The sequence below is a fragment of the Chryseobacterium sp. KBW03 genome (genome assembly GCF_003852415.1).
Classification (GTDB): domain Bacteria; phylum Bacteroidota; class Bacteroidia; order Flavobacteriales; family Weeksellaceae; genus Chryseobacterium; species Chryseobacterium viscerum.
On record NZ_QAJO01000004.1, the window covers coordinates 486,344 to 509,459 of the forward strand.

A 23,116-nucleotide genomic window follows, 5' to 3' on the forward strand; every position below is an offset into this window, starting at 1 on the left:
TCAGAACTCTTTTTTCACAGAACCACAGCTTAACATCTGATTTCCATAGTATGGATTTTTGATGGCTTTGGTTTCACTGATCCATACCGCTCCTTTACCGTCATTAAACATTGGGCAATGATCCTGATACAGCTTTTGTGAACTGCCAAATAAGGCAACAAGGTCTGAAACATCTTTACTTAAAAAAGCCAGATGCTCTCGCTGATGGTCAATCTTTCCTGCATTATCACCTATATGTTCAGCATTTTCCCTGGCGTCATCTGCTATTTCTTTATATTCTTTTTGCTTTCCGGAAGGGACACTGCTGATATCTACATTCTTTAAGGTATTCAGCAATTGTTTTCCTGCATTGGATGCACCTTTATCATTATCAGCTATCAACGCATTTTTAAGGGCTAAATAATCTTTAATAATAGGGTCAATGGTAAAGCTTTGGGATTGAGCCTCTGTTTTACCCGTTTCAGCTTTCTGAACCGGAGCGCTTACGGGGTCAGCAGAAGCAGCTGAATCATGTATTGGTAATGTCTTTGTTTCAGATACTGATGTGCTGTCCTGTGTCTTTAATTCATTGTTTTTATTTGGAGATTTTTTGCAGGAAACTACTGTTAATGCTGCGGTTGTTGATATGATGATTGATAAGATTATATTTTTCATTGTATTGATATTTACTTATTAAGTCCTTTATTATTTGCTGTTAATCGTTTCCTGAACACTTCCACAGGTAAGCATTTTGGAACCGTAAAACGGATTTTTGATCGCTTCTTCTTTACTAAGCCAGTTCGCTCCTTTTCCATTATTAAACATTGGACAGTGCTGATAATAAACAGGTTCGTCCTGTTTTGAAACTTTGGTAAGGGCATAGATATTTTCAGACAGAAGCGCAAAAGTGTCTCTCTGTTTTGAGATATCTTTGGTTGCTGCTATCTTTTCTGCCTGTGCTGTAAGTTCTTTTAAAACTTTCATCCAAACGGTGTGCTCTTCATTGGAAAGCTTACTCATTTCAACATTCTGAATCGTTTTTACCAAAGAGGTTGCTTTTGCAGATGAGGTGGCTGTATCAGTATTTACAAGAGCATCTTTTAAGGCAAAATAATTGTCGAAAACCGCACTAAGCTGGGAAGCGTTCTTATTTTCAGAGCTATTGGACTGGGTCATTTTACTATGATCATGATTTGAATGTTCATTATTCATATCCATCCCCTGGTTTTTATCCACGCTGGCCGGTTTTAGCTCTCTTTTGTACTGGCAACAGCCCGCTAATTTATTGTAGGCATCATCCGGGGCTAAGAATTTTTCGCTGTCATAACCGGCTAAAGCAATACGCTTGAGGATTTCATCTTCATTTGTCTTTTGCGCGTTATAGCTCAGCGCAGCCATTTTTGTGTCTTCATTCCATACCACGGATGAAATGTTCTTTAGATTACCTGCTTTTTCGATATTGGTTTTACACATGTCGCAGTTGCCATATATTTTTATGGTTGATGTCTTTACATTTTTTATCTGTGCAAAACTTAGGGTGTATGATAGTAATACCGTGATTACCATCAATATTTTTGATATTGATTTCATTTTTTGATTTTTAAAAATTAAGAATTGGAGTACAACAGATTGTCCGAAAACAAAAATTTTGCTTTCGACAAGACGTATTTCTGGCTGTTAAACCAGGAGTTACCCTATTTTGGGAGGTTGCCAGATGGAAGAAAAACCTGAAGAATAATAGGTTTGGCTGAAACTAAATCTAAGTTTCTTTTCTTCTATAAAATGATTTTTGATTTTTAGATCGGACATCACAGGCAGGCCTGTTAATGAGATCACGGTTCCGCATCGGCAAGAATTGTGTTTGCATTTACCATTGCAGTCATTATGGTCTTTGTCTTTTTTACAAAAACCAGGTTGGCAGCAGAATTTATCAGAAAAAGTTCTGGTTTGACACTTATAACCTAAGGTTTCATCCTTTTTTATATTTTTCTTGGTACAGGCAAAACTTAAAGTTGGCACCAAGAAAAGCACCAAGCACAGGATAAGAATGTGACCAATATTTTTGTTATAAGTTTTCAACAAAACAAAGTTACAATTTTTATCATTTATATATTTTTTTATCAAATTATTTTGTGAAATTTTATTTTACTGACGAAAATAAGAAGGTACATTTAGCAAAGAAATCCTATCAAAATTTTCCACGGAAAGCTGATTCCAATGGGATGAAATAAAAAATCGGTACAAATAAATTTGTACCGATCCAACCATTATTAAAACTAACGAAAAGATTCTTTATCTGAATTTTGCATAAAAAATGTAAGTCAGGAAGACGGATGCCAAAAAGAGGGGCTCCTTTTGGGGGTAATTATGACCGTCTTAGATTAACAAGGATGAACTTTATCTATTGAGCGTAAAGTACCAGAATAAAAATACTTTAGTCCTTCTTCAATACAAGGAACATCCCTCCTCTGACACCCATTCTTCCTTCCCACAATCAATCTTTAAACATCTTCAGATTCTATAATCCTATTTCTTTATAAATCTATTTTTGTATTCACTTCCATCTGCGCTTTTGGAAATAATGATATAATTTCCTGGCACCAGCTGGCTCACATCAATTGCCTGATTATATCGGTGGTCGTTTTTCTTCAGAACAAGTTTTCCGGACATGTCTATAATGGTAACTTCCTTATAGACTTTATCGGATTCTTTCCCAATATAAAGGTGCTGCGCTGTAGGATTCGGATAAATTTTCAGATTGTTATCTTTAATTTTTGTCTCTCCTGTTCCCAGATTGCTGCAGAATTCCCAGTTTCCGAAATTCACCTCCACAAAAGCGAAGGGGTCTAACATCTGACATTGATCCGGGCAGTATTCTGTACAGGCATAAAATCCATATTTCCCTGAAGTTGTTGCTACATAGGTATCTCCTATTACGCCAGGAATAATGCAGGGATCTCCCGCAACCGGAGGATTACTGCCTGGGACACATCTGAACCAGGTATGCTTGCCATATACTACAGGAAAGATGTTGTCAAACTGTACAGAAGCACCGTTGCAAACATTCACTGTTCCTCCATTTTCCTCATACGTTCCGGGAGTATAAGTGGTCATCATAGCCGGAAGACCATATACAAAACCATCTGCCATTGCTGTGGAACTTTCTGCTGTACAGTCTCCTTCTGTAACCACTACTTTAAAATAATTCAGCTGATCATTCCCATTGATGGTTAGCTGTTGTGAGGTAGCCCCGGGAATCAGCACCCAAGGGTTGTTATTGGGGGTCTGCCAAGTCCATTCCTGTTTATACCATTGGTAACTTGCGTAAGTCTGTGTAGTGGAAAGTACCTCATCTTCCGTATCACAGAATAAAATCGTTCCAGGGTATTTTTGCCCTAATCTCGGGCTGGTAAGTGTAGGGGTGCATTGTGCTTTTACATTCAAAATAGTGAATAATAAAACCACTAAAAAAATTAGCTTTGTTTTCATATATAGATTATTAAGTTTGGTGTTATAATAAATCATCTACATTCAATCCAACAGCACTCTGATCCCGAATTTCATATTAAAATGAAGCGGTTTTTCTTTATAAATTGTATTGGGAGCTTCTTCTTCCTTAAAATGATATCCTATTCCCGGTTCTGCATAAATTCCAACTTTATCAATGATCTTCAGCTGAAATCCTACTGCAGTGTTGACAGAAAACTGTAAGGGTTTGTGGTCCAGACGTTCCTTCGAGGATTCTTTTATTTCATCATCGACAACATAAGTCGTTGTAATGCTTCCTGATACAGGTTTTTCTACGAGCGCTCCTCCCGTAACATATCCTGTAAATCTTCCTTTTTGAATGATATTATAGTTGACCTGAACAGGAATTCCTATATAATGAACGGTCTGATCTCCTTTTATATAGTTGTTATCACTTCCCGAATGCAGCTCAGAAGCCAGTTTGGTATAATTCAAACCGGTCCCTATTCCCCATCTTTTCCCCAAATTGTAGTAAAGGGATAATCCGAATGTTACAGGTACTTTATGCCTGATTCTCGCTTCTACCGGCTGACTCTGATTCGCCAGGAATATTGCTGTCAGAGGATCATCATGATATTCGGCCGTACTCCACAACTGCTCAACATTCATTGCTTTTCCCGTAATCGAAGCATATCCCGGAAACTGTTGTTCTGCAGAGTTGGAAGCAACATTTCCTGTAAGCATGCTCAGCATCCAGGATTTTTTATCACGGGATTTTCCAGTATTACGCTTGGTGTTTTCAGCATATACTTCCTTTGGTTTCTCCAGTTGAAAAGGAGTCTCATTGGTTTCTTTTTCTATGACCGGATCTTTTACTATATCCTCAGCAGGAGATACTTTCTGAGCCATCTTATTTTCCTGCCGGATGGACTCTGCTCCTGTCGAAAGCCTGAAGAGATCCTGAACATTCTGATTATTTCCGGCTTCATTTCCTTCTCGGCTATTAGAATATCTTTGGGTTAAAATTTTCTGCGGAACTTTTGTATTCAGCATATTGTCAGCTAAAAAAGCATCTGATCCTGATTTCACTTCACTGCTTGAAATACTCTCAGTTTCTATAGGTTTTAAAGAATTCCCCCCCTTTCCCTTTTCCACATCTTCCGGTTTATGAGACAAGGTTTTCTCTATATCTGTATCATTCTGTAGTCCTATTTTCGTCAGTAAAAACAACAATGCAATAGCAGCAGCAATACCTCCTATACGATAAAATAAAGATTTTCGTCCTGCACTGGCTATCTTTTCTTTTTTCTTGGCACCCCCTTCATGAATTTCTGGAATAAACCCGGGAATGCTGTTTTTTTCTTCCCCGGAGAATAATTCATCTTTGATGTCATCCCACAACCCTTCCGGAACGTCCTCTTCATGGTCATCCATTCTGCTTCGCAGGTTATTTAGCCACTCGTTATTCATATTGTGCTTTTTTTGACATTTTAAATTCTTTTATTTTCTGAACAAGCAGTCCTTTTGCACGGTGAAACTGAGATGCAGAAGAGTTTTCTGCAATTCCCAGCAGTCCGGCAATCTCTTTATGGCTTTTTTTCTCAAACACATACAGGTTAAAAACAGTTCTGTATCCTTCGGGAAGAGCTTTGATCATCATCATAATATCATCACGCGGAATCTCTTCAAAATCCGGTTCTTCTTCATTGGGAATGTCCGGAAGATCATCTACTTCAACAGCAGATTTAAAATCGCCTTTCTGTTTTATATGCTTCAACGATTCATTGATGGTGATACGGGTCATCCAGGCTTTTAAAGAACCATTTCCCCTGTACTCAAAAGATTCTATCGAACGGAACATTTTGATAAAACTGTTTTGGAGTACATCATGAACATCTTCTTTCTCCGCTACATAACGAGAGCATACATAGGACAGATTTCTGGAATAAGCTCCAAAAAGCTCTTTCCAGGCAGCTTCCTCCTTCTTCAGGAGATGCTTTACCAAAATCTGTTCTTTACTTTCTTCCATATATGCTGCCGCCGTATCCAGTGGATGTTATAAAACTGTCAAGCAAAAATAGATTGCATCTTATTAATAAAGTGCAATCCATTGATGATAATATCTATTAATTAATTTTTTATACAGAAAGGAAAATTATAATCAATAACCTCATATGGTGTAATCAACGTACCATCTACGGTAATCTTTTCTGCTGTGACAGCAAACCTCAGCGATTGATCCAGTCCTACATAATATCCTTTTTGCTTAGAGACGAATTCTACAACCGTCTTTTTATTAACACCATCTACAGGAATCTGAAGTTCCAAAGCTTTTGGTGCTAAAGTCAGCTCAATTACATTATTCGCTGTATTGATCACTGCTGCATATTTTAGATCATACTTCACTTTTGCCATTGCTTTTAATGCAGCTTCCGCTTTTACCGGGTTTTTCACTACTGTTTTTACAATTTCTTCGATAGGAAATTCAGCGAATGAGATGGTATCTTTTTTTACTTTAAACTCTTTTACTCCTTCTCTTTTGCTATTTCCCTGTACTATAACCAGCTTTCCTTTATAATTTCCTGGTAAGTTTTCCATTTTTACAGGTGGAATATCCGGACCTTCATTATCATTGCATGCGGATAAGGCAAATCCTGCTAAAACCATTAAAACTGTTATAAAAAATCGGGGTACTGTCAATTTTTTCATTGCATTACTTTTTCGTTAAACATTAATTATTTTCGAGTACTCATCTATATAAATCTCTCTTTCTAAAAATCTTGCATGATTTCTTGAAAAAAAAGATAAATTTTTCATAACCATTTGATTTTATGGAGATAAAATTTCATCACTTCTATGCAAATTCCGGACCTCATGTAAAAATTTTATTTTATTTACCCTCAGAAATAACAAAAAAGGAAGCTACATCACATAGCTTCCTTTTATTATTTATTATTTATTATTTACATTTTACTGTACTCCTCCGCCAAGTGCTCTGTAGAGGTCTACCTCAGCATTTAGTCTTTCCAGGGTTACATTAATCGCTTCCAGGTCATTCTGAAGTTTATTGTTCTGAGCGGTGATCACTTCAAGATAAGTGGCCATACCGCTTTTATACAGCTTAAGCGCATCATTGATTCCTTTGTCCAGAATGGCTGTTCTCTGGTCTAAAAGCTGAAGTCTTTCCGAAGAACCCTTAGACTTCGCCATGGCATCGGATACTTCTCCCACAGCAGTCATTACAGATTGTTTAAAATTGATGGCTGCTTTTTCCTGTTCAATCAAAGCTGTTTCGTAAGCTGTTCTCAGTTGTTTTTTCTGAAAAATCGGAGCCGCTAAATTCGCAGCGATTGCTTTGGTAATGGATCCCGGAATATCAAACCACGAGCTGAATTTATTGGAATTCACTCCTATCTGCGGACTCAGACTGATACTTGGATACATCGCTGCTTTTGCCAACCCGGTTTTAGAATTTAAACTGATTACGTTAAATTCTGCCACTTTCAGATCCGGTCTGCGGCTCAGCAATTGTGCCGGTAAGCCTTCTGACAATTTATTTTCAGGAATCATTGTTTTCAGATTTCCCTCCCTTTCTATCTGGGCTGGATATCCTCCGCAAAGAATACTCAATGCATTTTCCTGGATAGAAATATTCTGTTTCGCCAAAGGAATCAGCAGTTCAGCTGTTTTCTTTTGTGATTCTGACTGCTGAATGGCCAATGAATTAATCTGTCCTGCCTTAAACTGAAGGTTCATCATTCTAAGAGTATTATCACTCAATTCAATATTCTGTTCAGCAATTTTCAGCTGTTCATCCAGACTGATAAGATTGTAATAGGCCTGAGCCACCTGAACAACGATTCTGCTTTTGATGGCATTTAAGTTTTCTTTTTGGCCAAAATATTCTGCAGCAGCAGATTCCTTTTGCATTTTAGCTTTTCCCCAGATGTCTACTTCCCATGAAAGCCTTAGTGCAGCACTGAAATCATCTATGTATTTTGTCCCTACAAACTGTTCGTTAAGAGAGCCGTTAAGCGTATTGGGAGAAGCCCAGCTTCTGTTGGCACCCGCAGTGAAATCCAGTGTTGGCATCAGACCCAGCTTGGCCTGCTTATAAATCAGATCCAGCTGTTCTATATTTTTCAGCGCTACATTTACTTCGTTATTTCTGGAAAGGGCTTTATCTATTAATCCTATCAGTTTAGGATCTTTGAAAAAGGTCTTCCACGGCAGCACCACTGTATCTCCCGTTACCTGTACAGATTCTTTATATGTTTCGGGAACCTGAAGATCTGTTCTTGTATATTTTTTCCCTACGGCACAAGACACCAGCAGTGATGCCATTGCGCCTGAAATAAGGAAATTCTTTATATTAAATATTCTCATTTGTCAATTGATTTTCTGTCGTATGATACTTCTTTTTGGTAGAGAATTTCTCATCCAGATACTGAAAGAACATGTATAGTACAGGAATTACAAAAACTCCTAAAACCACTCCACTCAGCATTCCCATTGCAGCACTTGTACTGATGGATTTGTTTCCTGAAGCCATCCCTCCTGTGGAAATCATCAGCGGAATCATTCCCACAATAAAGGCTAATGAAGTCATGATAATCGGACGTAGTCTCGCCTTTGCCCCTTCCAGTGCAGAATCCAGAATGGAAAGACCTGCTTTTCGCCTTTGTATGGCAAATTCTACAATCAGGATCGCGTTTTTGGCCAAAAGACCGATAAGCATGATCAATCCTACCTGTACATAGATATTATTATCCAGTCCAATTGCTTTTATTCCTAAGAAAGCGCCTACAATACCCGTCGGGATGGAAAGCATTACTGCCAGAGGAAGAATATAACTTTCATATTGTGCTGCCAGCAGCAGGTATACGAACAGTAAACATAATCCAAAGATGGCAATCGTCTGATTTCCTGCAGATTTCTCTTCCAAACTCAATCCAGTCCATTCGTAGCTGTAATCAGAAGGTAATTTGCTTAATGTCTGCTCCAGCTTACCCATTAATTCTCCGTTACTTACTCCTGGTTTCGGAGACACGTTGATATTTAATGAATTATAAAGGTTATAACGCTGAACGGATTCCGGACCGTAGACTTTTTTCAAAGTGATCAGCGTATTCACCGGTACCATATTTCCTTTGTCGTTCTTTACGAAAATATCATTGAACGCCTGTTCATCCATTCTGAAAACTCCGTCCGCTTTAATATTGACTCTGTAGAACTTTCCGAATCTTGAAAAATTCTGAGACTGGTCTCCTGAAAAATAGGTCTGAACAGTTCCTAACAGGTTTGAAATGCTTACTCCAAGCTGTTTCGCTTTATCTTCATCAACTTCAAGCTCCATCTGAGGGTAATCTGCTCTGAACATCGTATAGGCGAATCCCACTTCCGGGACCTTCATCAGCTGACCGATCAGTTCGTCTGCTTTGGCTTTAAGAACCTGAGGATCTCTACCCATACGATCCTGAAGTACAATTTCGGCATCATTCGTCATTCCATATCCTTCTACCGGAGGCATTCTGAAGGTCATTACGCTTCCTTCCTTAATGACACCCAACTTTTCATTAGCCATATCTACAACCGCCTGGATATCCTGAACCTCACCTCTTTCTTTTTTAGGTTTCAGCTTAACAAACCCCATTGCATAAGCCGGTCCTGCACTGTTACTAAGAAGGTTGTATCCTGTAATGGATGTATTTTCCTTCACGGCATCTACTCCTTTTAAGATTTCATTGATCTTATTGGAAACTTCTGTAGTTTTTGTCAACGCTGTTCCCGGAGGCATACTTAAGGTATACATGAAGAATCCATCATCTTCCATCGGTACAAAGCTTTTAGGCGTGCTTGACATCAGCCATCCTGCAACACCGATAATAGCGATCACCAATCCTCCTGCAATCCATTTTCTTCCGATTAAAAAACGAACTCCTTTTGCATAGCGGTTGGTCATATTACTGAACCCTGCATTGAAGGCTACCGCAAATCTCTGTCCGAATCCTTCCGGCTTTTTACCTTCTCCTGCATGGTTGTTTTTCAAAAACACAGCACATAAAGCCGGAGTTAAAGTCAGTGCGTTGACCGCTGAAATAATAATTGCGATGGCCAATGTATAGGCAAACTGCTTATAGAATAATCCCGCTGAACCGGACATAAATCCAATTGGAATAAATACCGCCGACATCACTAATGTAATGGAAATAACCGCTCCTGTGATCTCACTCATCGCTTTGTGGGTAGCCTCTCGTCCTGAAAGGTCTGTTCCTTCCATATTACTGTGAACGGCTTCCACCACTACAATGGCATCATCCACTACAATACCGATCGCCAGTACAAGGGCAAAAAGCGTCAATACATTGATGGTAAATCCTAAGACCAAAAGGAAGAAGAAGGTACCAATAATGGCTACCGGAACGGCCACGGCCGGAATAATGGTAGATCTAAAATCCTGTAAAAAGATAAATACTACGATAAATACCAGAATAAATGCTTCGATCAGGGTAGATTTCACCTGTCCTGTCGCTTCATCCAATCTTTCTTTGGTACTCATTACATTCGTAAATTTAATTCCCGGAGGAAATGATTTTGACAATTGAACAAGGGCTTTGTTTACTCCTATTTCAATCTGATTGGCATTGGATCCTGTGGTTTGCATGATCGCTACCGTCACCGCATTTTTCCCATTGGAAAGGTTATCTCCTGTGTTTGAAATAGCCCCAAATTCTACGCGGGCCACGTCTTTAAGCCTGATGACCTGACTTCCTGTATTTTTAACAATGATGTTCTCATATTGTTCCGGCTTGTTCTTTTTCCCTTTATATCTGATGACATATTCCAGGGCTGCATCTGACTCTTCCCCCAATTTACCAGGAGCAGATTCCAAACTGTGGTCAGCTATTGCTCTGGAAACATCGGCCGGTTCAAGTCCGTACGAAGACATTTTCTGAGGATTAATCCATATTCTCATGGAATAATCTTTCAAACCAAAAACCATGGCCTGCCCTACTCCTTTTACCCTTTTGACCTGTGGAATAAGGTTGATATTCGCATAGTTCTGCAGGAATGTTTCATCGTATTGTTTATTATCTTCAGTATAAATATTGAAAATCAATACCATACTATTCTGCTGTTTGGATGTGGTAAGTCCCATTCTCACTACCTCCTGCGGAAGTATCGGGGTGGCCTGCTGTACTCTGTTCTGCACATTTACGGCTGCCTGATCGGCATTCACTCCTTGTTTGAATATAATGGAGATGGAAAATGTACCGTCATTACTTGCCGTAGACTTCATGTATTCCATATCTTCCACTCCGTTGATCTGTTCTTCCAGCGGAGTTACCACGGAACGGATTACGGTCTCACTGTTCCCTCCCGGATAAGATCCTGAAACAGTGATTGTAGGTGGAGAAATATCCGGAAATCTGGTTACCGCCAGCTGGTTTAATCCTATGATCCCCAAAATAACAATGATAAGGGATATTACTGTCGCCAGTACCGGACGGTCTATTATCTTTTTTAACATTTTTGAATTTTCTATGAATGGTTATACAACTATTTCAAAGGAACTGTTTGGGCAGCAACCTGCGCACCATCTGTAAGAGCATCAATCCTGTTGATGGCAATCTTATCTCCGGCATTCACTCCTTCTTTCACAAAGTAGTCCTGAGATGTACTTCCTGAAATGGTAATCTGGGTCATTTTCACCTTGTCTTTACCGTTCAGTTTATAGACAAAGAACCTGTCCTGAATATCTTTCACGGATCCTTTTGGAATCTTGATCACTCCGTTCAGTGCATTATGAATAATGACTCTTGCTGTTCCCCCGGCTCTCAATAATTTATCCGGGTTTTGAAAAACAGCCTTCATCTGAATACTTCCGGTATTTTTGTCGAAGTTTCCACTGGCATTTTCCAGTTTTCCTTTAAGAGAATAGGTGGAACCATCTGCAAGGACAAGCTCTACATCTTCTGCTGCATTTCCTGAAGTTGCCGCTTTGCTGTGTGCAATAAAATCTGCCTCATTCATCGAGAAATAAACATTGACACTGTTTATGCTTGAAAGTGTTGTCAACGGAGATGTATCCGACGGACTGATGAGATTTCCCACTCTATTCGGAATTCTTCCTATGTATCCGCTAACGGGTGCCTTGATATACGTAAAATTGGCATTGATTTTTGATGATCCTAAAGAAGACTGTGCCTGAGCTACCTGTGCTGATGCCGCTTTGTAACTCGCCTGAGCTGTTTTCAGCTGCATATCGGAAACTACTTTTCCTTCTACCAACGGTTTCAGTTTTTCAACTTCAAGTCTCGCTGTTTCCTGGGCTGCCAAAGCCGACTTCAGAGCTGCGGCATTGGTATTTACCTGCTCATTGTACACCGATGGGTTTATTCTGAAAAGGGTCTGTCCTTTACTTACATACTGTCCTTCTTTGATATATACTGCCTCCAGATAACCTGTCACCTGTGTCTTAATATCTACATTGTCCTGCCCCTCTATGCTTCCAGGGTATCCCGTAGATACATCGGCATCTCCGGATTTCACCTGAATAAAATCTGTTGGAAACGCCTGCTGCATCTGCTGAGCATTTTCCTGGCCATTCCCCGAACCACACGAGTATAGTATCGCTGCAGCTGTAAGTGAAAGTACCAGATATCCTTTTCTGTAATTCATAACATTGGTTTTTAAATTTTACAGCAGCAAAATAACTTCATCTTATAGTGATATTCATTCAGAAGTTGGGTGAAGTGTCGTTAATCGCAGGTGAAGCGTATCATACTAAAAATGAAAAGAAAACATGCATTTCAGCGTATAAAAATGATAAAAAAACCTCTTTTTCGGTTGAATATTTCAAAAATACGGTTGAGATTCAAATTTATACGGTTCACATTTAAAACTCTCGTTTCAGGATATTTACGGGCATAATTTCGCAGTATCAATACAACAAAAAATAAGTTATTAATTTAAATTTTTATCAAATGAAAAAGTTTTTAGCAATCACCGCTCTTGTATTCGGTTTGGGAGTACAGGCACAACAGACAAAAGAAACGAAAAAAGATTCCGGTATAGAACTGATTCCCAAAGCAGGGATCAACTTTGCCAACCAGTCTATTAAAAATGTGAATGGAGAGAAATCTAAAATATCCTTCCAGGCAGGTTTAGGGGTAAATATACAGACAGGCGTAAAGAATTTTTCCATACAACCGGAAGTTAACTTTATCAGTAAGGGAACCAAGTTTAAAAACAGCTTCGGAAACGAAACTTACAATTTCAATTATATCGAGGTTCCGGTATTGGCTAAATACAGTTTTGGTCCGGTCTATGTAAATGCGGGTCCTTCTATTGGCTTCCTGATGGGAAAAAGTGATAAAATAAAGGCGGCCTATGGGAAAACCAAGACTATAGATTTCGGTGTACAAATGGGCGCTGGTATAGCAATTCCGGCCGGTCCTGGTAAAATGATTATCGATGGAAGGTATAATTTGGGATTAAGCAATATTTCTGATGAAAAAGGGGTTGATGTGAAAAACAGAGGTTTTGCTGTTTCTTTAGGTTATGCTATTCCTTTGTAAGGCTAGATTGCTAAAAGACTAAATCATAAAAAAGTAAATTTACTGATCAGCTTTTTACTTGTATATCTCTGATCTCCTCATAATGTTTGAGGAGGTCATTTTTTTATCATGCCGGATCTTATAGAAAAATAAAAGTTGCCCTCTGAAAAGGCAACTTCATGTATTTTATATTATTTTGTCAGCTAATAATCCATCCAGGATTTGAAAATAGAGGCTTTCTCTCTGCTTACAATTACTTCCATATCTGGTTGTTTTCTGAGTTCCAGCTTCAGTTTTCCATTAAAATGATTGAAAATTTGTTTTACAGAATCAATGTGAATGATAAACTGTCTGTTGGCGCGGAAAAAGAATTTCGGGTCTAACTATTTTTCCAGTTCTTCCAGTGTTTGGGGAAGGTTTTCCACCACTCCGGTAGTCAGCATGGCTTTACTGATTCCCAATTCAGTATAAAAGTATAAAATATCTTCCGCCAAAACGGTTTTATATCCGTCCCGGTGGGTAATCAGAAAGCGTTTCCTGTAATCTTTAGGCTGGATATAATTCAGCAGTCCTTCGATGGCTGTTCCCAATACCGGAACAGCATCCATAAAGGTTTCATAACGTTTTAAAGCCGCATCCAGTTCATCTTCTTCAATAGGTTTCAGAAGGTAATCTACACTGTTGTATTTAAATGCCTGTACTGCATATTCATCGTATGCCGTGGTGAATATAACAGCACTTTTAATTTCATGTTTATTAAATATTTCAAAGCTGAGGCCATCTGCCAGACGTACATCCATCATAATGACATCCGGAACGACATTATTCTCCAGCCAATGTACCGTTGAGGTAATTGAATCTTCTACGGACAGAATCTCGATATGGGGTCTTAACTTCAGCAACAGTCTTTTTAATCGGTCTGCATTGGGCCTTTCATCCTCAACTATTAAAATTTTATTAATCTTCATATCAATGGAAGTTTTACAATAAATTTATCTTCAGTTTTTTCAATAACAGGTTTTGGATATCCTAAGATTTCATATCGTGCAATGATATTGGTAAGCCCTACTCCAGAGGAATCCGGCTTATTGATCAATGGCAGGAATGTATTGGATACTACCAGCTCTCCTTCAGGATTAGTATAAACCTCTATTTCCAAAGGATTTGCCTTTGATGTCTGATTATGCTTAATGGCGTTTTCAACCAGCAGCTGTAAAGACAATGGAAGGGTATACATCGATTTGTATTTTTCCTGAACATCTATTGTAAACACCACCCCTTCCCCAATTCTTTTTTCAATCAGAAAGATATAGGATTCTAAAAATTTCAGCTCCTCTTCTACTGCAATGATGTCTTTTTTGGAGTTGACCAACAAGTATCGGTATACTCTTGCAAAATTCTCCGAATAGTCATAGCCTAGCTGCTGATCTTCCAGAATGAGTTCTGACAGTACACTTAAATTATTGAAAATAAAATGGGGATCTATCTGCAGTTTAAGCGCCTGGAGTTCTGCTGCCATGGCAGCCTGCTTATGCTTGGACGCCCTAAGTTTATGCTGGGCGGCTTCTACTGCTGTTTTTTTCCAGTTTTCAAGTAAATAATCCACGGTATTGAATGCGCTGATAATCAAAGATATTACAATATTGGTTGCAATCCACTGCCCCAGGAGTGTATATTCTTTTCGGGAATCCATCTCGGGTAATGTCACTGAAGTACAGTCTACAATGGCGTTAATAATAATCACAATCATAACACTTCCCACAATCTGCAGTAAGCACTGAATGAGCAGTCGTTTTATGGTTCTGTCTTTCCAGGGAAGCAGTTTATTAAGGGTCCTGTCTATAAATATGCTTACCTCTGAAATAATGATGAAAAAAAAGATAATCCATGTGGCATCTTCCAGGATCATTTGCAGGGGAGCGTCCAGATATCCTTTCCAAACGGGATCAAATGGATCAATAAGATAGGAAAAGACACAGAAAGTGACCACTGCTACCGCCCAGATCACGAGCCTTCTCTTCATGGTAGAAAGAACCTTCTTATTCCGTACTATATTTTTCCTGATGGTAGAAATCCTATTCATATCCGGGATTTTATGAATGTAAATATAGAAATAGATTTTATATGAGTGTTTCCTATTTTGAACGAGACCGCCAAAACGGGACCTGAAACGTAAAATAGATGACTTAGAATGAAGGCTAACGTTTCATCACCTGAAAAAGACATTTCATCATCATTTTATGCAACATCACATTATTTTTATCACAAGACCTCAACGGTCTCTCCTAGTTTTGCAGTATTAAATCCGGTACAATGAAAACAATAATTGTCTGCACAGATTTTTCCCCTGAAGCTGAAAATGCTACCCATTATGCAGCTTCTATGGCTAAAGAAAATAAATACAGAATCGTACTGTTTAATCTACAGACTATTTCTATTCATGCTTTGAATGCTCAGGCTTCAGCAGATTTCTTCTATTCCCAGACTTTTAAAAATCAAAAAAAACTTGAAGATAAAGCCACTGAACTTAAGGTGCTATACACTATAGAAACCGACCATCATCTGGCTTCCGGTAATTTCATTGAAGAACTGGAAAACTGTATACAGCTCCACGGGGGTGATTTTATTGTTATGGGAATGACAGAAAAGACCCTTGAACAAAGGCTTTTGGGCAATAGTGTAACTAGGGCTATCCATAGAATACAAAAACCGATATTAATTGTTCCCGCTCATATAGAATACACAGGAATCAGGAAAATTCTCTTTGCTTACGACAATCATAAAAATATGACCTGGTCTGCGATGAATGACATTTATTATTTCATTAATGAATTTAATGCTGAGGTAGAGGTATTCAATGTAAGTGAGAGGCTGGAAGATTTTGCTGAGGTGATCCATGATATCGATCTGAATTCGGGACATGATCTGGATGATATTAAATACAGCTTTAAAATGATTCAATCCATCGAGGTGATCAAGGCTATTGAAGAGGAAATCAGATTGATTAACCCAGATCTTTTGACCATGGTTCCTTATAAATACAACCTTGTGGAAGCTCTTTTCCATCGAAGCAAAACAGCTATTATGGCTTATAAAAATAAAATACCATTGCTATCAATTCCCTTAAACGTAGATTAAGATCAATAAAAATCTGTACACATTTGAATTATCCTTTTTTGCCTTTGAAGGCTAAATTTTACACTTAATCTTGTTTAACAGGACCGGAAAGAGGTTTCCGGTCCTGTTTTTATTTTAATTTCATATTATTGCCAATCAAACAAAGAGCTTATCCTGATATATACTTTAACTAAAAACAAAAACCGTTATGGACTATCTTTTTCCTCATTTCAGGTATATTATTTTATTCTTATTTATCACATGCATCCCATTCTCAGCACAAGATTTAAAAGGGCAAAAAGACATCAGCAAGCAATGCATGCAAAAGATGAAACTGACCTCAGATAAAATTGTGTTAACCAAGAACAATTTTGAAATGGCAATTCCATCTGAAATAATTATAGATCCGCTTCATTCCACGATCATTACTAATATTCAGCAGCCCAACAAACAGGAAAAGACTGTAACCAACTTTATCATTAAAGAAATCAGATGTGAAATGAATGAAAATATCACATCTGGAAATATAACCTATACCGTAAAAAGTAATAATCCCAATGCCGCTTTTCCCAAAAACGGTTTTATCCTGAAGGCAACAAAAGAAGGATTATTTTTTTTCAGCAGTACAGATCCGGCAGATGATACCCCTATCATTCCTGTTGTTAAATTTGAAATTATAAAATAGTCTTCAAAAGAAAATCACCTCGAACTTGAGGTGACAGATGAAATATTTTAAGAAACCAGAGTCATTAAAGCCTCGTAATAGTTTTCCAATAAACGGTGATCTCCATTCAGAAATAAGTAAGGTTCTATGAGCTCCAATTCCATTAATTGAAATGAATTGTTGATTACAACACCATCTACTCTTGCATAAAGGGTCGCTTGTGGCAGGCTTTTCAAATAGGAACCCGCCTGTTCTATGTGTAAGGGATCCGGAACAGGATAACTGATGCTTCCTCCATGATAATGCTGCACTCTGAAATCTCCTTTTTTAGGCGTTTTTAATGAACAATGACTATATTTTCCATTAAAAAACAGGAAAGACCATTCTCCGTTTTTAATTTCATCTACAAATGGCTGTACCATATAATCCTGCTCTTTCAAAAGGGTTTCAATTTCTACAGAACGTTCATTGAAATTATCTTTGCTTACCGTGATTGTATTTTGTGCTCCTGCACTTACGCAGGGTTTTACAACCAGCTTATCCGTATTGAAATACGCAAAGAAACGGTTGTCAAATCCGGACCCCTTTTCAATATATTCAGCAGGGATAACAGGAAGTTGTTTTTCTGCAAGGTCTTTCAGATAATGTTTATCACTGTTCCATTGAATGATCTCAACAGGGTTTAACACTTTTACCCCTAATTTTTCAAGGTTGTCCAGCCAGTTCAGGAATTCATGTAAGTGATTGTGGTAATCCCAGGGAGATTTGATGACAACGACATCGAAACTACTCCAATCAACGGCTTTATCATTCCAGATGGTTGGAACAACGTCTAAGCCTTTATGTATTAAAAAATTAATCAGTTCTGTATCTTCATCATTGGCCACTCCCTGCGAGAGTCTTTCTTCTTTTTTATAGCCTACTATTGTCATTTTCATGCTTCTGTTTTTGAGTTTTATTTCAACCTCAATTTCGGGAAACCTTAAGGATAAACTCAGACACAGATTTTTTTATTTTGAGGGGTACAATTGGGATTTTTCTGATAAGGAAAACAAATTGACAATTCATATCCATCTGAATATCAAAAAGTCGTAAATTTATTAAAGGATAAAAAACAGTGTTTTCCCTCTTTTTTATAGTTATACCGTTCGCTAATTTTGTTCAATAAAATTAAAAACCATAAAAATGAAAACTTCCTTTTTTACTAAAATCTTAAGTCCGCTTTGTGCAGCATTTGTTATCGCTTTTTGTTTACTAAGCTGTACCCGCTGCTCCGAACCTCCTAAAGAACCCGTTAGCAACAGTTATAAAAAGAAACTGATCAGCTATCGTGAAGGCCGGGTTCTTTTTGATGAATACACGAGAACCAATCATGAAGCTCTCACCAAATACAGGAATGGTGAGCCCGATTCCCGATGGTACTGGTTTTCGCTGGAAGATATGGAAGGATATATTAAATATGTAAAAGAAAATGCCAGGAAACAAAATTTAAAAAATCCGGGAATCAGGATTTACATGGGAAAATACCCTTTGAATCATCCTAAAAACCGAATGGCAAAACCTGAATATGCAGGCTATCAAACCATATTTTTGGCCCCTACTGCCCAAAAGAAAAAAAGAGATAATGCCGTGTCGAGATCCGCAACATCCGCGACATCCGAGGAAAATACAGATGTACCTTCAATAGAATCTATGAATATGACCAATCTGGCTCCGCCGCCAAAAACGTTGTCTGGAACAATGCCATAAAAAAAATAAAACTATGAACTGGAATATTGAAATAGGAAAACAGATATCTATGGTCATATCTATTGTAGTCATGATTTTAATGATTATAAAATATAGAAAAACCGGAAAGGAAAATTTGTTTTTTATCATCGGATACCTGTTATTTTCCCTGATTGATATTTTCTGTTATTTCTACTTTGCGCTGAAGAGTCTGCCTACGGATATATTCTATGTCATTGGTTTTTTGATGGTCGTGTTTTTTTTATACTTACTGTATTATTACCATTTGTTGTATGTTCCGCTGCTCAAAAAGATACAGATGTTTATTCTGGGGCTTTTTGTCCTCAATATTGCGGTAATGTTTTACACGGAAGATGATCTGCTTCATCATTTTTCTTTTAATATGCTGTATGTAGATATTCTGCTGCTGCTATTTTCAATTATTTTGTTCCTTTATCAAACCTTTAATTCAGATAAAATACTAGAAATCAAAAATTACTTACCCTTCTGGATTTCAGTGGCTTTACTGATCTTTTTTATAGGAAGTATTCCTATTTTCTTTTTCAGGACTACGGTTTCGGAGAATATTTATTTCTTCATTTTATTTATGTTGAATTTGATCAGCAACAGCATACTTATATTGGGTTTAGTTTGGAACAAACAAGACAGAAACAGATAAATGCTTCTTAGATATGGAAGAGAATAACTTGGTCATCATCTTTACCATTACATTATTCATCGTTGTTTTGACAATGATCTTCATTTATGCTGTTTTTATCAAAAAAAAAACAACGCTCCTGATAGAGCAAAAGGAAAAAGATCTGCGGTTTGAAAAAGAACTGGCCACTTCTCAGGTGGAAATGAAGGAACAGACCCTCAATTATATCGGGCAGGAATTGCATGATGATCTTGGGCAAAAACTTTCTGTAGTCAGGTTACGACAAAATCAGCTGATTACCAAGTTAAAAAACACGGAAAAAGAAGATCTGATAGAACTGAATGACCTTTTAGGCGAATGTATACAGGATATAAGAAACTTGTCTAAAACATTGATTACCGAACAAATCATTCATTTCGGACTGGCAGAATCCATAGAAAGAGAGGTTCAAAGGATCAAAAAACTGAAATTATTAAAAATAGAATTCGTCACTCAGAAACAGGACATTGATATTTCGCCTAAACATGGGCTGATCCTCTTCAGAATTATCCAGGAAAGTATCAATAACGTTTTGAAACATTCAAAAGCCAAAAATGTTTCTATACAAATGGAAGATGACTGTGAAAAATTACACATTAGTATCTCAGACAATGGAAAAGGCTTTGATACAAGCAATATTCAGGACGGTTCAGGATTGAAAAACATGAAATTGAGGGCCAAGCTTATCCATGCTGAACTGGCTATACAATCGGAACTGAACAAAGGAACACAAACTTTGATAACCTATCACAAAAATTTATTATGAAAACCATTCCCATAGCCATCGTGGATGATCATACTTTAATTTCCAAAGCATTGGAAAATATGATCTCAGAAAATCCTCAATATAGGGTGATCATGAATCATCCTAACGGAGAAGATTTTATTGCTGGCATAGAAAAAGCTTCCGAATTGCCGGATGTTGTATTGATGGATGTCAACATGCCTTATAAAAACGGCATAGAAACTACAGAATGGCTTAGTGAGCACTATCCTGACATTAAAGTCATTGCTTTGACAATGGATGATGATGAAAAAACATTGATTAAAATGCTAAAGGCAGGAGCTAAAGGATACTTACTCAAAGACATGCAGCCTTCTATCCTCTTTCAGGCGATCGACACTGTATTTGAAAAAGGGAGTTTTTATACTGATTTTGTGGCCCAGAAACTTCTGAAAGTAAAAACAGAAGAAATAAAAACCGCTTCTTTACTTTCGGAACTGAAAGACAGGGAGAAAGATTTTATAAGATGGGCCTGCAGTGAACTTACCTATAAAGAAATAGCAGACAAGATGTGCCTCAGCCCCAAAACAATTGATGGCTACAGAGATTCCGTTTTTGTAAAACTGGATATAAAAAACAGAGCCGGTCTGGTGCTCTTTGCTTTAAAACACGATCTGTGTTGATAGAATATTTCAATTTTCTGATCTTATTTTATCTCATAACATAAACATCCTTACATCCTACTTACCCATCCGGCAGCTTTTCAAGCTGCCGGATTTTTTATAACATAACATCCTCATACAGAATTAAAAAGGGGCTTTTCCCTTTACTAAAATACGGTTTTATCCTCTGTTTTTGTTCTGTAGAATGACGGAATTTTGTCATAGAAAAACAAAGGAAGGCAGAACCCGAAAAGCCGAAACAGAGTAGGGATTATTTTAAAACTAATACAATGAAAAAAGCACTCATCGTAGGAATCAATGATTATGCACCTATCGGATATGGAGGACCAGATCTTAATGGCTGCGTAAATGACGCGAGGGATATGGCCAACACATTGGTGATCTGTGGCTTTAGTCCGGCAAAGATTAAAATCCTGACCAATCAAAATGCCACAAGAGCGAATATATTAAACTATCTGAAATCGATCATCAGCACCAGTGTAAAAGGAGATTCTCTTGTTTTTTATTATTCAGGACACGGAACCCGAGTGGCTAATATCGGGTCAGATCTGGAACTGGATGGTCTGGACGAAGCTATTTGTCCGCACGACTATGCCAATAATGGGGTCATCCGTGATGATGATTTTAAAACCGTTCTCAGCAAGCTAAAACCTGGAGTGAATATGGAAGTCATCTTCGACTGCTGTTATTCCGGAACGGGAACCCGAAAAATGGATCTGGGACTGGAAGCAGACCTCCTTAATGAAACCGCCCGTTATATTCCGCCAATGCTTGAGGATGAATTTTATCTGACGTATGCCAGTGAAATGGAATCTTCTAAAAATGCTAAAAAATCAACTGTCCTGACTAAAGCATTGATCCCTGTTGCCGGAATGAATCACACGTTATGGGCTGCCGCGAAAGACAATCAGGTTTCTATGGAAGGAAATATCAGCGGTCAGATACGAGGCTATTTCACTTATCACTTCTGCAAAATATTACGTGCTACCAATGGAAATATCATCCGAAAAATCCTGGATAAGCAGGTTGCTATCGCATTAGCTGCTATGGGAGCCGCTCAAATCAATCAGACAGAAAGCATCCCTGCAGAATTTTCACAAAAAATATTCACTTAATCATAAAACCATTACCGGCGGAATCCGAAAAGCCATCAAAAGAGTAGGAACATACCAGATTAAAAATAATAATCATGTCTAAAATTGAAAACAACAACCCAATGACAGCAGAAGAAGTTTTAAGACTTAGAACTGTTAAAGCAAAACTAACTGAAAAACCGGCAGCCATTGAAAAATTATTCAGCCAGCTTCCTGCTATGGAAACCATTAACGGAAGAACTTTTCCTAAAGGAATGAAAACAATAGGAATGCCTATGGATGAAAAAACAGCAGAAAACCGATCGCTGGAAACTGACCATTTCTACCCTACCCATGCTGATTTTGAATACAGTCCCAAACTGGAACCCAAAAGAGATCGTAAACCTAAATTCATTGACAGAGATTCTTTCCTGACTCCTGAAAATGCAAGAACTATTTTCGGGGCAGATCAAAGAAAAGTATATAATTCTACGGCGTATCCATGGAGATGTGTCGGCAGAGTAGAAAGTTCTTTAGGATCAGGGAGCGGTGTAATGATCGGACCAAGACACCTTCTTACCTGCTCTCATATCGTAGACTGGCAGCCTAATAATACAACGGGATGGCTGAAGTTCACACCTATGTATTACAACGGAAGCGCTCCTTATGGAACTGCCTGGGGTACATTAACGTATTACAAATATAAAGTAGCTGGCCCTAGCATTGACTCTACAGAGATACAATATGATTATGTCGTGATTGTATTAGACAGACCTATCGGAAACAGCACAGGCTGGCTAGGCTCAAAATCATATTCCGATTCCTGGGATGGAGGTGCTTACTGGACTCACGCAGGATATCCGGGAGATCTTACAGGGACCCAAAGACCCACTTACCAAACAGGTATCGCGCTGGACGGAGACTTCTGGAGTGCAGATGACAACGAAAGCATGAGCCACAAAGCAGATATATGGCCTGGGCAAAGCGGAGGTCCTTTCTGGGGATATTGGGACGGCTCTCCATATGCTGTAGCCACTCAAAGTGCTCATAATCCGAGTGATAATTTTGCAAGTGGAGGCTCAGATTTGGTGAATCTGGTCATCAGAGCAAGAAATGAACATCCTTAATGTATTTTTTAGTTTCAATCAAGAGCCTGCCTTTTTGGGTGGGCTTTTTTCTTCGTTTTATGAAACAATTAAAAACCAGTCTTAGAGTTTAAAAACGAGTCTCATTTCCCATATTATTTAATAGTTATTGTAAATAATCCTTTTTTTAAGACAAATTATGACCGTAGCCTATGCTAGAGTTTCAACTTCAGACCAAAACATCTCCACACAAGTTGAAATGCTATATAAGTTCACAGAAAACATCAAAGATATAGTAGAATATGAAAATTGTGCATAGCTTATGACTTGACTTTAAG

Annotated in this window: 22 protein-coding genes and 1 pseudogene; 9 read left to right on the forward strand and 14 right to left on the reverse strand. The window is 38.1% G+C overall.

The window, feature by feature from the left end; all coding sequences use genetic code 11:
• From DBR39_RS10140 to DBR39_RS10185, 10 genes are all read right to left on the reverse strand, one after another.
• Positions 1-654, reverse strand: coding sequence for a DUF3347 domain-containing protein (locus tag DBR39_RS10140; protein WP_124532740.1), 654 nt, complete (start codon positions 652-654; stop codon positions 1-3).
• A gap of 30 nt (positions 655-684) precedes the next feature.
• A complete protein-coding gene (locus tag DBR39_RS10145; RefSeq protein ID WP_124532741.1) occupies positions 685-1,569 on the reverse strand; it encodes a DUF3347 domain-containing protein in 885 nt (294 codons plus the stop codon).
• Positions 1,570-1,668: 99 nt separating this feature from the next.
• Positions 1,669-2,103, reverse strand: coding sequence for a hypothetical protein (locus DBR39_RS10150; RefSeq protein WP_124532743.1), 435 nt, complete (start codon positions 2,101-2,103; stop codon positions 1,669-1,671).
• A 402-nt stretch (positions 2,104-2,505) separates the two neighbouring features.
• Positions 2,506-3,468 (reverse strand): T9SS type A sorting domain-containing protein, encoded by a 963-nt coding sequence (locus tag DBR39_RS10155; protein WP_124532744.1) that lies wholly within the window; start codon positions 3,466-3,468, stop codon positions 2,506-2,508.
• 42 nt (positions 3,469-3,510) lie between these two features.
• On the reverse strand, positions 3,511-4,917 hold the full coding sequence (locus DBR39_RS10160; protein WP_124532747.1) for a porin family protein: 1,407 nt from the start codon (positions 4,915-4,917) through the stop codon (positions 3,511-3,513).
• Entirely contained in the window at positions 4,910-5,476 is a 567-nt protein-coding gene (locus tag DBR39_RS10165) for an RNA polymerase sigma factor (protein ID WP_124532749.1), read from the reverse strand. Before DBR39_RS10165 ends, DBR39_RS10160 begins: the two co-directional genes overlap by 8 nt.
• 101 nt (positions 5,477-5,577) lie before the next feature.
• A complete protein-coding gene (locus DBR39_RS10170) occupies positions 5,578-6,156 on the reverse strand; it encodes a DUF4840 domain-containing protein (protein WP_124532751.1) in 579 nt (192 codons plus the stop codon).
• A 261-nt stretch (positions 6,157-6,417) separates the two neighbouring features.
• A complete protein-coding gene (locus DBR39_RS10175) occupies positions 6,418-7,833 on the reverse strand; it encodes an efflux transporter outer membrane subunit (RefSeq protein WP_124532752.1) in 1,416 nt (471 codons plus the stop codon).
• On the reverse strand, positions 7,820-10,978 hold the full coding sequence (locus DBR39_RS10180) for an efflux RND transporter permease subunit (protein ID WP_124532754.1): 3,159 nt from the start codon (positions 10,976-10,978) through the stop codon (positions 7,820-7,822). Before DBR39_RS10180 ends, DBR39_RS10175 begins: the two co-directional genes overlap by 14 nt.
• A gap of 29 nt (positions 10,979-11,007) precedes the next feature.
• The gene (locus tag DBR39_RS10185) at positions 11,008-12,129 is read right to left on the reverse strand and encodes an efflux RND transporter periplasmic adaptor subunit (RefSeq protein WP_124532755.1); all 1,122 of its coding nucleotides are present in this window, start codon (positions 12,127-12,129) and stop codon (positions 11,008-11,010) included.
• 305 nt (positions 12,130-12,434) lie between these two features.
• Here DBR39_RS10185 and DBR39_RS10190 point away from each other — a divergent pair, with 305 nt between their 5' ends.
• Positions 12,435-13,028 carry a porin family protein gene (locus DBR39_RS10190; RefSeq protein WP_124532757.1) on the forward strand — a complete coding sequence of 198 codons (594 nt, stop codon included), beginning with the start codon at positions 12,435-12,437 and terminating at the stop codon, positions 13,026-13,028.
• Positions 13,029-13,210: 182 nt separating this feature from the next.
• Here DBR39_RS10190 and DBR39_RS24550 read toward each other — a convergent pair.
• The 3 genes and pseudogenes from DBR39_RS24550 to DBR39_RS10200 form a co-directional block, all read right to left on the reverse strand.
• A pseudogene (locus DBR39_RS24550) lies at positions 13,211-13,378 on the reverse strand (LytTR family transcriptional regulator DNA-binding domain-containing protein); the annotation flags it as partial.
• Between the two features lie 12 nt (positions 13,379-13,390).
• Positions 13,391-13,975 (reverse strand): LytTR family DNA-binding domain-containing protein, encoded by a 585-nt coding sequence (locus tag DBR39_RS10195; RefSeq protein WP_317127288.1) that lies wholly within the window; start codon positions 13,973-13,975, stop codon positions 13,391-13,393.
• Positions 13,972-15,090 carry a sensor histidine kinase gene (locus DBR39_RS10200; protein ID WP_124532759.1) on the reverse strand — a complete coding sequence of 373 codons (1,119 nt, stop codon included), beginning with the start codon at positions 15,088-15,090 and terminating at the stop codon, positions 13,972-13,974. Before DBR39_RS10200 ends, DBR39_RS10195 begins: the two co-directional genes overlap by 4 nt.
• Before the next feature lie 230 nt (positions 15,091-15,320).
• Here DBR39_RS10200 and DBR39_RS10205 point away from each other — a divergent pair, with 230 nt between their 5' ends.
• Together DBR39_RS10205 and DBR39_RS10210 are read left to right on the forward strand one after the other, a co-directional pair.
• Complete coding sequence (locus DBR39_RS10205) at positions 15,321-16,145, forward strand: universal stress protein (protein ID WP_124532761.1); 825 nt, start codon at positions 15,321-15,323, stop codon at positions 16,143-16,145.
• 187 nt (positions 16,146-16,332) lie between these two features.
• Positions 16,333-16,809, forward strand: coding sequence for a hypothetical protein (locus tag DBR39_RS10210; RefSeq protein WP_124532763.1), 477 nt, complete (start codon positions 16,333-16,335; stop codon positions 16,807-16,809).
• Between the two features lie 47 nt (positions 16,810-16,856).
• Here DBR39_RS10210 and DBR39_RS10215 read toward each other — a convergent pair whose 3' ends face one another.
• On the reverse strand, positions 16,857-17,726 hold the full coding sequence (locus DBR39_RS10215) for a RimK family alpha-L-glutamate ligase (protein WP_124532765.1): 870 nt from the start codon (positions 17,724-17,726) through the stop codon (positions 16,857-16,859).
• Between the two features lie 247 nt (positions 17,727-17,973).
• On the opposite strand from DBR39_RS10215, the gene DBR39_RS10220 reads away from it, so the two are divergent.
• The 6 genes from DBR39_RS10220 to DBR39_RS10245 all read left to right on the forward strand — a co-directional run bounded on the left by DBR39_RS10220 (position 17,974) and on the right by DBR39_RS10245 (position 22,820).
• The gene (locus DBR39_RS10220) at positions 17,974-18,537 is read left to right on the forward strand and encodes a hypothetical protein (protein ID WP_124532767.1); all 564 of its coding nucleotides are present in this window, start codon (positions 17,974-17,976) and stop codon (positions 18,535-18,537) included.
• A gap of 13 nt (positions 18,538-18,550) precedes the next feature.
• Positions 18,551-19,195 carry a hypothetical protein gene (locus DBR39_RS10225; RefSeq protein ID WP_124532769.1) on the forward strand — a complete coding sequence of 215 codons (645 nt, stop codon included), beginning with the start codon at positions 18,551-18,553 and terminating at the stop codon, positions 19,193-19,195.
• Between the two features lie 13 nt (positions 19,196-19,208).
• The gene (locus tag DBR39_RS10230; protein ID WP_124532771.1) at positions 19,209-19,979 is read left to right on the forward strand and encodes a sensor histidine kinase; all 771 of its coding nucleotides are present in this window, start codon (positions 19,209-19,211) and stop codon (positions 19,977-19,979) included.
• Positions 19,976-20,620 carry a response regulator transcription factor gene (locus DBR39_RS10235; RefSeq protein WP_124532773.1) on the forward strand — a complete coding sequence of 215 codons (645 nt, stop codon included), beginning with the start codon at positions 19,976-19,978 and terminating at the stop codon, positions 20,618-20,620. The genes DBR39_RS10230 and DBR39_RS10235 overlap by 4 nt, the downstream gene beginning before the upstream one ends.
• 269 nt (positions 20,621-20,889) lie before the next feature.
• Positions 20,890-21,735 carry a caspase domain-containing protein gene (locus DBR39_RS10240; RefSeq protein ID WP_124532776.1) on the forward strand — a complete coding sequence of 282 codons (846 nt, stop codon included), beginning with the start codon at positions 20,890-20,892 and terminating at the stop codon, positions 21,733-21,735.
• A 74-nt stretch (positions 21,736-21,809) separates the two neighbouring features.
• Positions 21,810-22,820, forward strand: coding sequence for a trypsin-like serine peptidase (locus tag DBR39_RS10245; RefSeq protein WP_124532778.1), 1,011 nt, complete (start codon positions 21,810-21,812; stop codon positions 22,818-22,820).
• Positions 22,821-23,116: the final 296 nt, after the last annotated feature.